16 protein-coding genes are annotated in these 14635 nt (G+C 36.2%); 6 read left to right on the top strand and 10 right to left on the bottom strand.

Annotation, left to right across the window (positions count from 1 at the left end; all coding sequences use genetic code 11):
- Positions 1–57 precede the first annotated feature (57 nt).
- Complete coding sequence (locus tag HUS24_RS08835) at positions 58–1176, bottom strand: AI-2E family transporter (RefSeq protein WP_173911703.1); 1119 nt, start codon at positions 1174–1176, stop codon at positions 58–60.
- A 103-nt stretch (positions 1177–1279) separates the two neighbouring features.
- Positions 1280–1924, bottom strand: coding sequence for a ParA family protein (locus tag HUS24_RS08830; RefSeq protein ID WP_173911702.1), 645 nt, complete (start codon positions 1922–1924; stop codon positions 1280–1282).
- A gap of 138 nt (positions 1925–2062) precedes the next feature.
- Between HUS24_RS08830 and HUS24_RS08825 the strand changes: the two genes are divergently transcribed.
- Entirely contained in the window at positions 2063–2530 is a 468-nt protein-coding gene (locus tag HUS24_RS08825) for a Holliday junction resolvase-like protein (RefSeq protein ID WP_173911701.1), read from the top strand.
- Positions 2531–2546: 16 nt separating this feature from the next.
- Here the strand turns inward: HUS24_RS08825 and HUS24_RS08820 are convergent, their stop codons facing one another.
- Positions 2547–3167: a class I SAM-dependent methyltransferase gene (locus HUS24_RS08820; protein WP_173912524.1), complete on the bottom strand. Its 621-nt coding sequence runs from the start codon at positions 3165–3167 to the stop codon at positions 2547–2549.
- 173 nt (positions 3168–3340) lie between these two features.
- Between HUS24_RS08820 and HUS24_RS08815 the strand changes: the two genes are divergently transcribed.
- On the top strand, positions 3341–3901 hold the full coding sequence (locus HUS24_RS08815; RefSeq protein ID WP_173911700.1) for a hypothetical protein: 561 nt from the start codon (positions 3341–3343) through the stop codon (positions 3899–3901).
- A 162-nt stretch (positions 3902–4063) separates the two neighbouring features.
- Positions 4064–4471 carry a protease inhibitor I42 family protein gene (locus tag HUS24_RS08810; protein ID WP_173911699.1) on the top strand — a complete coding sequence of 136 codons (408 nt, stop codon included), beginning with the start codon at positions 4064–4066 and terminating at the stop codon, positions 4469–4471.
- 81 nt (positions 4472–4552) lie between these two features.
- Here the strand turns inward: HUS24_RS08810 and HUS24_RS08805 are convergent, their stop codons facing one another.
- Both HUS24_RS08805 and HUS24_RS08800 read right to left on the bottom strand, forming a co-directional pair.
- Complete coding sequence (locus HUS24_RS08805; RefSeq protein ID WP_173911698.1) at positions 4553–5098, bottom strand: hypothetical protein; 546 nt, start codon at positions 5096–5098, stop codon at positions 4553–4555.
- Positions 5099–5120: 22 nt separating this feature from the next.
- The gene (locus HUS24_RS08800; protein ID WP_173911697.1) at positions 5121–5900 is read right to left on the bottom strand and encodes a class I SAM-dependent methyltransferase; all 780 of its coding nucleotides are present in this window, start codon (positions 5898–5900) and stop codon (positions 5121–5123) included.
- Positions 5901–6020: 120 nt separating this feature from the next.
- Here HUS24_RS08800 and HUS24_RS08795 point away from each other — a divergent pair, with 120 nt between their 5' ends.
- Positions 6021–7283 carry a hypothetical protein gene (locus HUS24_RS08795; RefSeq protein WP_173911696.1) on the top strand — a complete coding sequence of 421 codons (1263 nt, stop codon included), beginning with the start codon at positions 6021–6023 and terminating at the stop codon, positions 7281–7283.
- On the opposite strand, the gene HUS24_RS08790 is transcribed toward HUS24_RS08795, so the two are convergent.
- Positions 7280–7711 carry a hypothetical protein gene (locus HUS24_RS08790; RefSeq protein WP_173911695.1) on the bottom strand — a complete coding sequence of 144 codons (432 nt, stop codon included), beginning with the start codon at positions 7709–7711 and terminating at the stop codon, positions 7280–7282. The genes HUS24_RS08795 and HUS24_RS08790 overlap by 4 nt on opposite strands.
- 268 nt (positions 7712–7979) lie before the next feature.
- Between HUS24_RS08790 and HUS24_RS08785 the strand changes: the two genes are divergently transcribed.
- Both HUS24_RS08785 and HUS24_RS08780 read left to right on the top strand, forming a co-directional pair.
- On the top strand, positions 7980–8678 hold the full coding sequence (locus HUS24_RS08785; protein WP_173911694.1) for a TetR/AcrR family transcriptional regulator: 699 nt from the start codon (positions 7980–7982) through the stop codon (positions 8676–8678).
- 106 nt (positions 8679–8784) lie between these two features.
- Positions 8785–9738 carry a 2-hydroxyacid dehydrogenase gene (locus HUS24_RS08780; RefSeq protein WP_173912523.1) on the top strand — a complete coding sequence of 318 codons (954 nt, stop codon included), beginning with the start codon at positions 8785–8787 and terminating at the stop codon, positions 9736–9738.
- Positions 9739–9820: 82 nt separating this feature from the next.
- Here HUS24_RS08780 and HUS24_RS08775 read toward each other — a convergent pair whose 3' ends face one another.
- From HUS24_RS08775 to HUS24_RS08760, 4 genes are all read right to left on the bottom strand, one after another.
- Positions 9821–10690 carry a hypothetical protein gene (locus HUS24_RS08775; RefSeq protein ID WP_173911693.1) on the bottom strand — a complete coding sequence of 290 codons (870 nt, stop codon included), beginning with the start codon at positions 10688–10690 and terminating at the stop codon, positions 9821–9823.
- Between the two features lie 381 nt (positions 10691–11071).
- Complete coding sequence (locus tag HUS24_RS08770; RefSeq protein ID WP_173911692.1) at positions 11072–11701, bottom strand: hypothetical protein; 630 nt, start codon at positions 11699–11701, stop codon at positions 11072–11074.
- 608 nt (positions 11702–12309) lie between these two features.
- Positions 12310–12693, bottom strand: coding sequence for a hypothetical protein (locus HUS24_RS08765; RefSeq protein ID WP_173911691.1), 384 nt, complete (start codon positions 12691–12693; stop codon positions 12310–12312).
- A 110-nt stretch (positions 12694–12803) separates the two neighbouring features.
- The gene (locus HUS24_RS08760; protein ID WP_254433837.1) at positions 12804–14552 is read right to left on the bottom strand and encodes an AAA family ATPase; all 1749 of its coding nucleotides are present in this window, start codon (positions 14550–14552) and stop codon (positions 12804–12806) included.
- Positions 14553–14635: the final 83 nt, after the last annotated feature.

The following is a 14635-nucleotide window of genomic DNA, read 5'->3' as shown; positions in this document are numbered from 1 at the left end:
ACGTCTGGCGCAGTTGCGAATAAGTGTTTGAATGTAAAAATTTATTAACAAAATAGTTTACTTTGGTGCAGTAAAATCATTGTCCTCAATATCATAAGCCATCGTAGTTTTCGGCATTTGTTCAGCAGTTACAGTTTCATGTAACCATTCACGCCAGATTGCTAAAAGAATCGCTAAAATCACAGGGCCAATAAATAAACCAACTAAACCAAAGCTGGCTAAACCACCCAAAACACCAAACATGATCAGTAAAAATGGAATCTGGGTTGCACCTGAAATGACCAATGGACGAATCACATTATCTGCTGTACTGACGATACAAACACCCCAAGCCATCACCCCAATCGCTTCTATGGTCATGCCTTTAGAGAATAACCACAGCGATACCGCGCCATAGGCAAGTGGTGGGCCAAATGGAATGAGTGCCATTAAAAAAGTCACAATGGTGAGTACCATTGGATTAGGCGCACCTGCAACAAAATAACTCACACCTGCTAGCAAAGATTGTGCAACAGCCGTTAAGCCCACGCCATAGACTACAGCTCGTGTGGTTTCTGAAATCGTATCCAGATAATGATGCACACGAGGACCGATCACCATTTCTAAAGCTTTGCTGACTTGATGTAAAATGGTTTGTCCATCACGATAAAAGAAAAACAAAGACATAATCGCAAAACACAGTTTGACAAGGTTCTTGGAAATTTCACTCAGAACAAATTTACCGTAATTTAAATGTCCCTGAATCCATATGCCGATATTTTGAGAAATACTGCTCGGATTTTGATTGATCTCATGTACGATACGCGAAATTTCTTTGCCAATGATCGGCAGTTGACGCAAAAAATCAGGAACATTGAGATGTCCTGAAGCCAATTGGCGTTGTAAATCAAAATATAAATTGCGACCTTCATGTTGCAGCATGAAAATACCAAAAATCAAAGGAATACCAATGATTAGGACTACCATGGTGATCATGATAGATGAACTTAATGTCGGACGATGCTCACCACACATTATTAAAATGCGTTTATACAATGGCCATGTCATATAGGCGATAATACACGCCCAAAGTACAGGGACAATGAAGTATTTGATAATATCAAATCCCAAAAAAATCAGGATAAATAATAAGCCAAATAATAAAACACGCTGTAATGTAGAAGTGAAGTCAGACACTAATTTCTCAAATTAAATTAATTATCGAGGCATTCATATTAACTGAAAAATAGCGGCAGGCAATGTAAAAGCATGCGCTATTTATCATTTTTTAACAGTGTGCTTAAAACCAATCACTCGGGTCATCAATCAAAGCATCTAGCAACGGTTGCCACTGCATTTGGATTTGGACAAAGTTTTTTTGATGCTTATCAAAGATAGATAAACCTTGCATCGCCAGTTGCCCATAAGCACTGCGTTCTGAAATCCATGCAATAGGTTGTTGTTCTATTTTTTCAAAAAATTGTTGAATGTCTTTAGAGCTTGAACTATTGGCTTTCACTCGATTTGCCAATAATAAGATTTCAACTTTACCTTTACGGATACGTTTAATTTCTTGAATATGTTTTAAAAAACGTTTGGTGCTGTCGATATCGAAAAAAGAGGGCTGTAAAGGTGTGACGATCGCATGACATTCACTGATCAATTGCTCTGCATGTGCACCAGTCAGTGCGCCAGGTGCATCAATAATTAAATATTCTAAATTTTTAGGTGCATCACCGATCGATTTTTCATGTCGCCAATCTAAACTTTGAATATCATTGGCATCACTTGGTCGTTGTTTTAACCACTGCAAAGCGGATTTTTGATTGTCGGCATCGGCAAGTGCCACACTATATCCTTTTTGCGCCAATGCCGCAGCAAGTGTAATTGCGGTAATGGTTTTTCCACAGCCACCTTTTTGATTTGCAATGAGAATTGTTTTCATCGTTGTTCATTGATTGTTCCAGCCCGTCCTTTTTCTAGCTTAGCATTATTTTTTAAGTCATAGGTTACAGATGACAAAAGTCTTAGAGTTGTTTACATTGAAAACAGTGTAAAAACGGATTGAATTTAGGAAAAATTTATGTCGCTGTGGATGGCAATGCTGATTGGGGCATGTATAGGCATTGTTTTAACGACATTGGTGTTATCAAGCACGCGCAATGGCAAAATCAAAGCAGAATATGAACGTTATATTGCTGAATTAGAGTTAGAACATCAACAAGCCTTGGTTGCTGCAAAAAAACGCAGTGTAAATACCAGTCGTGCAGTGTTAAAAGGCAAAATGGCAGAGCAACTTGCACCGATTATGCCGCAGTTTCAATACTTACCCAATGATGCCAAATTTTTAGGTGATCCCATTGATTATATCGTTTTTGATGGTTATACCGAGTTCCGTGATGATGGCGGTGCTGCTGAAGGTATTGAAATTGTTTTAATTGATATTAAGAGTGGGGGCGCACGCTTGAGCAAAGGACAACAAGCGATTGCCCAAGCGATTCGTGAGGGGCGAGTGCGTTTTGAAACGATTCGGATTGATTTTGATGAGTAGAGGTATGCAAATCGATCTAGACTTTTTGGACACGTGCCATAAACATACGTCGTCCCACCTTCGGTAAATCATCTGCATCAAAATAATATTTTTCTAAAAACTTAAAATTGGCATTCGACAAATATAGCTCAATATTGCGATTTAAATGACAGCCATCTGCAATGACTTTTTGCACAGGGGTTAAAATATTTTGCAGTTTTTTGAGCTTTTCATTGTCATGATATTGCACATGTTCTACCAAATGTAGCGTGCCCTCAGGTTTTAAAACCCGATGAATTTCAGCTAAAGCTTGTTCTAAATTGGCAATGCTACACATCGTCCATGTACTCACGATATTGTCCAAAGAATTGTCTGCAAAAGGTAGCTTTTCTGCACTGGCTTGAATATGCTGCACTCGAAAAGGTGCATGAAAAACATTTTTTTGTGCCAGTTGATAAATATCGGCGTTTGGTTCTAAAGCAATCAGTTCTTCAACCTGATAAAAAGGTAAATTTAATCCTGTACCAAAACCAATTTCTAGTGCACTTCCATGTACTTTCCTTAATAGTTCTGCCCGCGCTTGCATCATGCTTGGTGTTTTCATGACTTGATTAAGTAAATGCGGAAATATCCGTTGTTGATAAAATTTATAAATCATCATTTTGTCGCAGTTTTATTTATTCAAAAATATTCTAACGAAAATATTAGAATAATGAGAAGACAAAAAAGCCACGAAATTTCTATATTTTGTTACCCAAAATCGATTTTATTTTAATTTTCATCGGAGATACTGCTTTATAGTTGAAGTCAATCGTGACGTAGGAGGCATAGATGACACGAAATTTATTATGTGCTGTGGCATTGGCATTTTGTGCATTTCAAGTCAATGCGTCGCAATCTGCGGAATATAATATTGCCAATGGTTTAGCTCCGATTATTAAAGATCAAAAAATTTCAGTACTTGAGCCATTTCATGGGGAGTTTCGAATTTTAGGCTCGAAAGAGTATCGTGATGATGAACAAGCGAAATTTTCCCCAATCGACTATGCAGTGACACGCGGTATTTTTACTGAACCTGAAATTGCACGCCAAATCTCGATTAATCAATATGATCGATTTTTGAACTGGAAAATGGCACGTCCGCCTGTACCGCCAAAATTGGCAACACAAATGGTGAGCAATATGCACATCATTCCTGCCAATCCGAAAATTGCGCAACAAATCAAAAAGGTCAAACGAGGGGATTTGGTACGTTTAACTGGTGATTTGGTGCAAATCAATGATAAAGATTTGGTGTGGAAGTCTGCACTAGATTGGAATGGGGTTGGCGATGGAGCTTGTAAATTGATTCGTGTCGATTCGATCCAATGGGTTGAGAAACAAAACATTTAAAATCGATTGCTTATTTCGCTTATTTATTACGTATTTATCATGTAGTGAAATAAGCAATATTGAAATGAAAAAAGTATGTTGTTGAAAGTTTAAGCTATTCTTTAAAAATGCTATGGTATTAAGCTGAAAATAATAGCGGTTGTATAAGAAAGAGTTAAGTTCATGAAAGGTTTTTTTTCGGTGGCAGCTTTGCTGATGGGGATGATTTTAACTGGATGTCAAAGCAGTAGCCCCACAATTGATGGTAAAACACATCAATATTCAGTGAAGCAACATTGTCCTGCATTGATGGAAATGAAAGTGGGGGAAATTGTTGAATTTTCTGCACCTGAAAATCCAAGTACAGGCTATCAATGGCAATTGTTACAACCTTTAAAGAATTTTGAGCTCGAAGAAACTTATTTACAAAATGAAGCCGAAGAAGGGGCTGTTGGGGTGGGTGGTACCAAAGTTTTCCGTTTTACCGCATTAAAAGCAGGACATGATTATATTGAGTTGGTACATATACGTCCGTGGGAATCCAGCAAGCAACCTGATCAGCAATGGCAATGTCGTATTCGGATTTCTTAATATTAAGCTGGCGATATGTAATGTTTAAAATGAGCAAAGATTGGATGAATAAATTGCAATCTTTGCTTAAAACTTTCAAACTTATTTTGTAGTCTTGGTTTTCCAATTATCCAATTGCGCTTCCGCAGTGAGTAAGTCACTCATTCCACGTACAGATTCAGTAGGATTATTATCCTGAGCATCTGTTGCAGTTTTGCTGTCAAAAGCTTTGGCTTGGTTTTCCCAGTATTGATAAAGTAAACCTTGGATATAACGTCCTTGTTCAGTCTTTAAATCTAATTCTTTCAACATATTTAAAGCAGATTGGATGCTGTCACGTTTACGTTGTTGGTCGATTTCGGCTGTTAAGGTTCCTTCTTTATCCATTTTTTCTAGATCAGCTTCAAGTGCTTCATTCATAGCATCAAATTTTTCTTGATACTCGTCCAGTAAAGTAATATCGGCTGCATCTTGTGGTGTGCTTGGAAAATTTTGAATCGGCTTGGTTTTCAGCTCTTTCATCACCGCCTCAGAACTTTTTTCGGTCTTTTCCTCAGGCTTACTGTCATTTTGGGAAGAACATGCACTGAACAAAGCAACACTGGTCAATACAGTAATATATGTCAAAGGACGAAATAATAGACGCATAAAGATGAAGCTCCTTCACATTTTATGGTTTTAATTTTTGGAAGTGGTAAGCATAAGTGATGTAAGGAAAATCAATCACATCATGCGCACGCTTACCTGTATGTTCAAAAACGATTTGCTCAAATTGCTGTTTTAAGTGTTGCTGCTGTGTGGGAGGCATTGCAGCAATAAAGCTTGTAGACAATAACCGTTTACTTACTACATTTTCAACCGTTCCTGTTTGTATTTGTGAAAATAATTGTAGACTGACAAACTCAAACAAAAACTGATGTTCAAATACCTGTTTCCATTGTCCATTATGAAAACGTGGTGTATCACCCTCAAAAGGTGTGATTAAATCTGCTAAGGCTTTGACCCACGGCACACTCTCATCACGTTGATTCCAAACTAAGCCTAAATGTCCCTCAGGTTTAAGGATTTGGTCAATCTCATTCAGGGTGTCGATATTGGCAAACCAATGAAAAGATTGAGCACATAACACCGCATCAACACTTTGTGAGGCGAGGTCGATTTGGTCGCTTTTATTTTGTAAGGTTTTGACATGAGGATATTGCATCTGCAATTGCTTGAGCATTTCTGCAACAGGTTCAACCGCAATAATATGCGGAGTGGCTTGCTGGAGATAAGGTAAAAATTTGCCTGTTCCTGCACCTAGATCGACAGCTATGGCGTTGCTTTGTAATTTCAGTTCATCTATTAGCCAATTAATGATTTCAGAGGGATAATTTGGGCGAACTTGTTGATATAGTTCAGCGGCAGAGCTAAAACCTTTTTGTGCGGCAGGATGTAAAGATTGTGTCATATTTTGCGCTTTTTTATCTGTGCAGACACGATAAAATATGACACCTGATACGATGAATAGGCAAGTTATCTATTTATTTAATTTTAACGAAAGATAAGAGAGCCGTTTTTCGGTATTGCAATGGACAAGCAAATCATTTTTGAAGACGATCATATTCGCGCAATTTATTTACAAGGCACCACTGACACTTTGGTATTGTCATTTGGTGATTTGATTACACGTGCCAAAGGTTTGTCCATTAATGCTGAAAAATCATTAATGAAATATGACTATAGCATGGTTGGTATCATGCCAAAACAAAAGTCATGGTTTCCTGCATCCAGCATGTTGGCTTTATTGGCACAGTTACAACCGATTTTAAAACAATTTCAAAAAATTGTCGGTTATGGCGGTTCGATGGGTGGCTATGCTGCAATTAAATATTCAAAACCTTTGCAGATGACCCGTGTCGTGGCAATGGTACCGCAATATTCTATTGATCCAAACGAAGTGGAAGACAAACGTTATACTGACTTCTATGATGCAACTTTAAATGCAGATATGCGTATTCAAGCACAAGATATTGTGGCAGATTGTGAATACATCGTTGTCTATGATCCGTATTTTGAAAATGACAAAGAGCATTATTTAAAAATTAAACCCCTGATTCCCCAGTTACATACCTTGCATTTGCCCTATACAGGACATGATGCGATTGCCGTGTTGGCAAACTCAGCGTTATTGCATGATTTTATTGAACATCCTTATGATCAGACATACTTTTATAAGCAAATTCGTGAAGTCAAAAAGAACAGCAAATTTTACTATCGTAGTGTGATTGCGCATTTGCTTGGCACACATAACGAAGCGTTAGGCAAAATTTTAAAAGGTATCGATTTACAACTGGATAGTACTTTTTTTGATGCCAATTTAAAGCAAACCATTACCCGTATTTTACTGACCAATAAACGTGTCGATGAACAAGACTTACAAAAATTGGGCATTCAGGTCAACTTAGCTTTTGAAGAAAAAACTCAACTGCAAGACTGCTTTGGTAATATCATTGTCTTTAATGTGATTACCCAAAAGCTGGAAAGTTATAATCAGCAAGTTATTGATGTAAATGGAAAATACATTATTCCATTGAATGTTGAAAGCAGTGGCTTGGTGGAAATCGAAGTGAAGAAACAGACCTATTTGATCTGTATGAATGACCGCCGTGTCACCAAACTGTTTAAGCGTGAAGATGCATTGTCGATGGACATGAATCCAATTGTCATTAAAAAATGTCCAGATTTTTATATATTGAGCTATAAAAATTTATATATGCGTTGTGATGCATTAGGCAATTGCTATTTTGATGCTGAAAGTGTGCAAGATACTGAAAAATTTACTGTGGTTTAATGGCATTTTTTTAATGCAGTGCGTGAAAATAAGCTGAGATATTCCTGAAAATCAGCCCGTGTTTTCGCAGCTTCTGGGTCAAGTTCAATTCGTTTTTGTTGGGTTTTGAACTTGCCTTGATTGTCAGATAAATTACTTAAGCCACCATCAGAATAGGTGTATTCATAACGTGCAACATAATTTAACTGCCGTTGTTGAAACAGATAGTTTTCTTTGATTCGACCAAGTTCGCCATAAAATTGTGCTTCGATTTTACAGCCTTGTTTTAGTTTGGCTAGTCGTAAAGAGTTGCCTTCAGTAGAAGGGTATTGTTCAATATTTTCAAATGTTTGCAATGTAGTGTCTGCATAGCACAAGTGACTAACTACAATCAGCAAACCACCAGTAAGCTGAGATTGAAGTTTTGGAAAATAATGCAAATGGAACATTTACAAATAACCTCAAAATTTAAAGTTTAAATATAGATCAAGTGCGATAAAAAACAAATTTAGAGAGGATGATCAGGAAAAATTTTTATCACTAAAATACTGTGCTATATTCAAGAATATTCATTCAAATTCTTATTTTAATTTCAATAAGTTCGCAATGAAAAAATAAATCATGGTCTGACATAGACCAACGCAGTCAGGGAAAGACTTTGTATATCAGGCATTGAGTGGTTGATATTAAAAAATGCAATATAAATAAGGGTAAAACATGATTAAGGTACAGGCGACTTCTGTTCTCAAAAAAATAAGAAAAAAAGCGGCACAGCCAAAACAAGAACGGACACAAAAGCGTATGCAGATGGTGATTCAAACCACGCAAGAGCTTTTGTTAGCAGTCGGGATTGAGCGTATTTCGATTCCTGAAATTGCCAATGCAGCAGGTATTCCACGTACCAGTATTTATCAGTTTTTTCCTACAAAATATGACTTGCTCCGTCACATCGCATTGATGCATTTAAATGTGCTTGTGACAAGAATTGGGCAAGCTGCAATCGGGGTTCTCACTGAAAATCCGAAAGCCAGCATTGATGAATATGGTAAAAAACTGTCTGCTAGTATGATCAGAACCACCGCAGATTTTTTTAATGAATCTGAAGTAGCGAGTTTGATTATTTTAAGTGGACCATTCACGCGTCAAGCCTATATGGAATACCAAGTTGAACTGAAAAAAGTCAGTGCCAGTGTGCGAAAAGCCTTAGAAATGATTCAAGTGGATAGTTATGTACCGCAGCAACCCGATGCACTGACGATTTTAATGGAGTTGGTCTTTACGTGTATGAAACATGGCTATTACACAGAGAATTATATTTCTGAAAAAATTATTCAAGAAGCTTATCGGATTGCGATTAGTTATTTATTTGCACTAAAAAACAATGCGTATGTCATGGCTGAAGATCTACCACAATAAAATCAAAATATCTTTTTGCTCAGAGAATCTTTTACTTAGAGAGTTTTTTGCGTAGAGAATTGTGCTAACGTAAATGCGTTATTCAGTTGCTTTAGCCAAGGATGCTATGAAAGGTGTATTTTTAGACTATTCATCACTCGATAAAAATGATTTGGATTTTAAAGAATTAGAGTCATATTTTGATGAGTTTCAGCGATATTCTTCAACTGCTCCTGAGCAAGTGCTTGAGCGAATTCAAGATGTAGATGTGGTGATCAGCAATAAAGTAGTATTAAATGCTGAACATATCCAACACGCTAAACATTTAAAATTAATTCTGATTTCTGCCACAGGCACTAATAATGTAGACCTTGTACAAGCCAAACAGCAGGGCATTGTGGTCTGTAATTGTCAGGGCTATGGCACTTCGGCTGTGGCGCAACATACCATTGCGTTAATGTTGGCATTGGCAACGTCTTTAATTCAATATGATCGTGCAGTAAAGCAAGGTGAATGGAACAAATCTCCGATTTTCTGTTTACTGGATTTTCCGATTATAGAGTTAGCAGGTAAAACCTTAGGGATTATTGGCTATGGGGAATTAGGCAAAGCCGTTGCAAAATTAGCCAAAGCGTTTGATATGAATGTGGTGATCGGCGCATTGCCGAATCGCCCACATGATGGTGAACGTGTGCCATTGCAAGATTTACTGCCACAAGTCGACTTTTTAACTTTGCATTGTCCATTGACCACAGAAACAGAAAACCTGATCGGTGAAGCAGAATTACGTGCCATGAAAAATTCAGCTTTTTTGATCAACTGTGCCCGAGGGGGGATTGTGAATGAATCTGCTTTGGTAAATGCACTCAGACAAGGGCAAATCGCAGGCGCAGCGACCGATGTATTGACGGTTGAACCGCCAAAACAAGGCAATGTTTTATTGGCAGATGATATTCCAAACCTAATCATTACCCCACATAGTGCATGGGGCAGTGTCGATGCTAGGCAACGGATCGTTAGTCAAATGACGGAAAATTTAAAAGCATTTATACAGGGAAATGTGATTCGACAAGTGAATTGATATCGTACTTATCAAGATAGCATATAAAAAAATCCCTCAATATATGAGGGATTTAAAAGCATTCAAAACAGATTGCTAAAAATTAAGCACCAGCTTTTGTCGCTTGTTCAGCAGGTTTTGCTGGTTCGCCACGGAAGAAATTTTTAGTTTTTTCCCATGTTCTAGAGAAGAAACCTTGTGTTTTTTCAGACTGTTCTTTTGCAAACTCTTTACCTTGTTCAGCTTTATCTACAACAAAGTCTTTTGCTTCTACAGATTTTTCAACAACGACATCTTTCGCATGTGCAGTTGAATCTACCACAGCATCTTTTGCTTCAGTCGTTTTTTCAACTGTTACATCTTTGGCATGTGTAATTTTATCTTTCGCAATGTCTTTGCTTTCTACAGTTTTATTGACCACAGCATCTTTTGCTTGAGTGGTTTTTTCAACTGTTACATCTTTGGCATGTGTAATTTTATCTTTCGCAATATCTTTGCTTTCTACGGTTTTATTGACCACAGCATCTTTTGCTTGAGTAGTTTTTTCAACTGTTACGTCTTTGGCATGTGTAATTTTATCTTTCGCAATATCTTTGCTTTCTACGGTTTTATTGACCACAGCATCTTTTGCTTGAGTAGTTTTTTCAACTGTTACGTCTTTGGCATGTGCAATTTTATCTTTTGCAATCTCTTGAGCTGTAACAGTTTTTTCAACAAGGATATCTTTCGTTTGAGCAGGTGTGTTTAGAGTGGCATCTTTCACCTCAGAAACTTCAGCTTTTACAGTGTCTGAATGTGCTTTGGCTTTAGCGGCAGCTTCTGCTTTAGCCTTTGCAGCCGCATCAGCTTTCATTTTTGGTTCCTGTGCGACTTGCTCTTTTTCAGACATTGAAACTGCAACTGTAGACTCAGCAAAAATAGGTGTAGAAGCCAAAATACTTGCAGCGATAATCGTTGTTTTTATGGTTTTCATGAAATGACATTCCTCAAAGGCGAGGAGTACCGATTGTACCCCAATAATAAGGCGGCAATATTAAAACGATGCTTTTAATAAATGTGAAAATGAGATGAAAACAATACAGCTTAGCTACAACAAAGCTACAAAGATGATTTTAAATAGAATAATATTTATTATTTATATTAATTTAATAATTTCAATATGTTAGTTTATAAGTGTATTTCTTAAAATGTGTATTTAATTTACATTAAATTACAATATGATGAGAATTTCATCAATCAAATCATTGTCCTGAGCGTTGATGTAGCTCTTGCTACGTTGGCAAGTAGCGTTTAAATGAATCATAAACCAATGGGCTTTAGTTTAAGTTTATACAAAGCCCAAAGCGTGTTTACATTATTGTGGAATATCTTCTTTAGCTGCTGTAGGCGGGTTGGTTGCATCTTTTGTTGCTTGTGGCAGTGGAAGAGATTTGAGTGAAATTTCAGGTTCTTCTGGCTCAGCAACATTTTGTTGTGTTGGATCAATCACGTTTGCTGTGGTGTTTGTGGGTGCAGGTAATGTTGTTGCTTGCACAGTTGGGTTGTTTGGCACAGGTGTTGTTGGGGTTGGCAGTACAGTTGCTACAGGCGCAGGTTGGCTTAAACTGCCACGTTCTATAGGTACACTGCCTTTATTGGTTCCAACAATCACATCTCGCGTGTTACTTGCGGTTTCTACAACTTTGTCCGCACCTTTTTGTAAACCAACTTTGGCACGTTCAGTTTGTTGTTCAGTATAGGTTTTGGCTTCTTCCCAAGTGTTGTCTACTTTGGGTTTGATTTTCTCGATGCCACGTTCAGTTGCAGCACCGACACGTTCTGCGGTATTTTGAACTTTTTCACCTGTTTTATGTGCCAGTACTTTGAAAATATTAGGATTATCACCATAAGGTGGTGGTGTTTTTGTTTCTGAGGTGGTTTGGGCATAAACGGAAGATGTTGCAAAAATGGCAACTGCAATAGGTAAAATTTTAATACTTTTCATTTTAATCATTCCCTCATAGGCGTGGGTAAATTTGGCACTTGTCAGCATGATACTGTCAAAAATCCTTATGCATGGCTTTTGTTAGCAAAGTCATACACAGGAAAAACAAAGTTGTTATATAGTCTACATCAACAAGAATAGCGTAGTCAGACGAAATTTTATAAAAATTAAATACTTAAAATTATTGGCATGCACTTTTGCTTTTATATTTCTACAACCAAGTTTTGCATGTGGGTGTGGTGAGGAATACCCTTTAAGTCTCAGCAATCAAATTTTAACTTGGATGATGAGGTTAATTATCCTGTTAATTTATCTTATTCCTACTTTTTGCTTTGTGAAGTTTTATAAATTTTTATCCCTGAAAATGATACATCTCATTGTTCCTCATATGTTTTTATTTTTAATGCTGTGGCTTTTAAATAATACTGTAGCGTTAGGTTTAATGAAAATCTATGATCAAATTCGAGGTGTTGTACCTCCAATTTTTGTGATTTTTGTGGTGGGTATTATCGGAATAGTTTTGTGGTTTTATCCCATCATTTATATTTTTATCATGAATGAAAAGAGAACTACTTCAAAGGTTTAATTTAAAAGTAGTTCAGCTTTTATTATTGGCATTTTTTTAAGTTCGTTGCTTTAAAGTTCTTTTTGAGTGAGTCAAAGTTTTTGAGCTTTTCTGCATCTTGGATATCAAAAATAGTTTGTTTTTTTTCTACTTCTGCATCGACATTTGAAAATGCGGAAATGAGTTGATCGCCTTTAAAGATCCAATGTTCTGTGGCTTTGCCTGTTTCAAAGCTGCCAGTAAATTCAATCACACAGTTGTCTGTTTGTTTGATCAAACGAGCAAGGTTGTGTTTGGTCGCTGGTTCAGCAGAGATGTTTTTGTGCTGTTCGAGGACAATAGGGGCGTTAGGGTTTGTAGGTGTAGTTGAGCAAGCGGTGATTGATGAAGCGATTAAAATAGTAGAGATGATGATTTTTACATTCATTGGCTTATGTCATGGTTTTACTGAGATGAACTGAGTATATGAGATTTGCAAAAAATATATGTACATACAAAGTAAAAGAGATGGCATATAACCATCTCTAATTAAAAGTTTTATTTGAGACGTCGATTTATTATATCTATTAATTTTTCACAATTGGTGATTTCCTCTTGAGTTAAATCTTTAGCTGAATGTTCTCTAGCCCAATTTAGGAAAGCTTTTGAAAGTTTAAACTTCGAGAATTTTGGATCTTTTTTCTTGAAAATATCAACAATAGCTTTATCAGAAACTAATTCCTCAGCAGTAATTTGAATAGTATATTCAGCAGAGAAAATTGAAGCTAAAGTTTCACGTATAATATCTTCAATTTCAGAATTCCTAATTTCACGTGATAAAAATTCTTTAGTTCTAAGAATATTTTTAGTTCCTAACGCATGTACTACTGTTTCTTGTTGCGCCGTTTTATCACCTGCTGAATCTGAATCTAAAAGTGCTACAGTTTTTAGGTCATTATTACTAAGCATGGATGCGTAGTATGAAATTTTTGCAGAAGTACCAACAGGTAAAAGGGCAATGTTTTGATCTAAATTTTTGTCAAATAAAGAGTTAATACCTTCCAAATACCATAAATCTGTTAATCCTTCCAAAAGTACATTTTTTTTAGCTGTAAACATGCTTTGAGCTAAGTTATAGCCCAGAGCTTCCTGTAAAGGGAAAAGTGCAGCAGGATCATTAGAAATAATTGTATTATTAACTTTAGTACCAATTGCTCTATCAGTTAATTCTACAATTCTGACTAAATCTAACTCATCTTGAGAAATCATAAATGGTGAATGAGTTGTATAAATAGTTTGATTCTTTTCAGCTAATTTACTAATGGTTTTAATAAATTCTTTTTGCTTCAAAGCGTGTAAGCTTGTAGCAGGTTCATCAAGTAAAAGAATGCAGTTTTTGTAGTCATTGTCAGCTTGTGATTCAAAAACAATGAAAAAAGAAATCATCCATTGGAAGCCTTCGGATCTTTGATCAAGTTCTATTTCGGCTCCTAATCGATCAGTTACTGCAACTTTTAAATATTGACCATCGGCAATCACTCGAAGTTGGGATGCTTCATCTTTTGAATTATTAGGATTCCAAATTTCTGTGATGGAGTTTGTGAGTCTTATACTTGATGCATTTAATTTATATTGGCGTTCATCTCGTTTTTTTCGGAATTCATCAGTATCAGTACTATTATTTTCCACTCCTAAGTTTGATAGCTCTCTGGGTGTGTAGCCAAGAAATTTTAGTAATGATAAATTTCCATAGTCGTAATATTTGTCATCAATAGTTTGTCGCTCTTGCCTATCCGCTAATTGCTGTAAGTGTATGAGTGGTTTAACTTTTATATAATTATTGAAGTATATGAATTTGGGAAGCTTTTTATTTAGAAATCCTAAAAGTTCACCATAAAATATATTTTTCTTAGCTAGTTGAGTTAGTTCAGCGATTCTATTAATTTCTTTATCGTTATCCTCATCTATCTTTAATTCTGATTTTTCAAGAAGTTGAATAAATTCTTTTGAATCTTGCTCAGAAATAGTGAGTACATCATATTTATTTTTTTCTAAAAAATTTTCTATAGCTGTAATTATTTCTTGAGAGGTTGCGTTTATTTTTAATGCTTCTATAAGTCGAAGTGTTGATTTTCTAATATTACCAAAAGTTATTTTGGTAAAGTTTTGAATATCGTGAGAACAATAATCATAGTTTTGATTCCTGACATATAAAAAATTATTATAATCAATCAGATTGTCTACAAAATTAGGTAATGTCTCTATTTCTGCTATATCGGATTGTTCTAATGCAAACCAACCTTTCACTAGGGGTGTTTTTTTAACTCTTCAGCAGATTTATTTTGTACATATTCAGAATATTTAGAACGTGGGAAGTCTCTTAAAATGTC

It is taken from the genome of Acinetobacter sp. Marseille-Q1618, assembly GCF_902809855.1.
In the GTDB taxonomy this organism is placed as follows: Bacteria; Pseudomonadota; Gammaproteobacteria; order Pseudomonadales; family Moraxellaceae; genus Acinetobacter.
The sequence above is the reverse complement of the archived record's forward strand: the minus strand, read 5'-3'. Positions and strand labels throughout refer to the sequence as shown.

Bases quoted from the DNA above. Each gene is read 5' to 3' on its own strand.
- HUS24_RS08795 (WP_173911696.1), top strand. From the start codon at position 6,021: ATGGACAAGCAAATCATTTTTGAAGACGATCATATTCGCGCAATTTAT.
- HUS24_RS08810 (WP_173911699.1), top strand. From the start codon at position 4,064: ATGAAAGGTTTTTTTTCGGTGGCAGCTTTGCTGATGGGGATGATTTTA.
- HUS24_RS08830 (WP_173911702.1), bottom strand. From the start codon at position 1,924: ATGAAAACAATTCTCATTGCAAATCAAAAAGGTGGCTGTGGAAAAACC.
- HUS24_RS08805 (WP_173911698.1), bottom strand. From the start codon at position 5,098: ATGCGTCTATTATTTCGTCCTTTGACATATATTACTGTATTGACCAGT.
- HUS24_RS08775 (WP_173911693.1), bottom strand. From the start codon at position 10,690: ATGAAAACCATAAAAACAACGATTATCGCTGCAAGTATTTTGGCTTCT.
- HUS24_RS08770 (WP_173911692.1), bottom strand. From the start codon at position 11,701: ATGAAAAGTATTAAAATTTTACCTATTGCAGTTGCCATTTTTGCAACA.
- HUS24_RS08790 (WP_173911695.1), bottom strand. From the start codon at position 7,711: ATGTTCCATTTGCATTATTTTCCAAAACTTCAATCTCAGCTTACTGGT.
- HUS24_RS08780 (WP_173912523.1), top strand. From the start codon at position 8,785: ATGAAAGGTGTATTTTTAGACTATTCATCACTCGATAAAAATGATTTG.
- HUS24_RS08800 (WP_173911697.1), bottom strand. From the start codon at position 5,900: ATGACACAATCTTTACATCCTGCCGCACAAAAAGGTTTTAGCTCTGCC.
- HUS24_RS08820 (WP_173912524.1), bottom strand. From the start codon at position 3,167: ATGATTTATAAATTTTATCAACAACGGATATTTCCGCATTTACTTAAT.
- HUS24_RS08765 (WP_173911691.1), bottom strand. From the start codon at position 12,693: ATGAATGTAAAAATCATCATCTCTACTATTTTAATCGCTTCATCAATC.
- HUS24_RS08815 (WP_173911700.1), top strand. From the start codon at position 3,341: ATGACACGAAATTTATTATGTGCTGTGGCATTGGCATTTTGTGCATTT.
- HUS24_RS08785 (WP_173911694.1), top strand. From the start codon at position 7,980: ATGATTAAGGTACAGGCGACTTCTGTTCTCAAAAAAATAAGAAAAAAA.
- HUS24_RS08825 (WP_173911701.1), top strand. From the start codon at position 2,063: ATGTCGCTGTGGATGGCAATGCTGATTGGGGCATGTATAGGCATTGTT.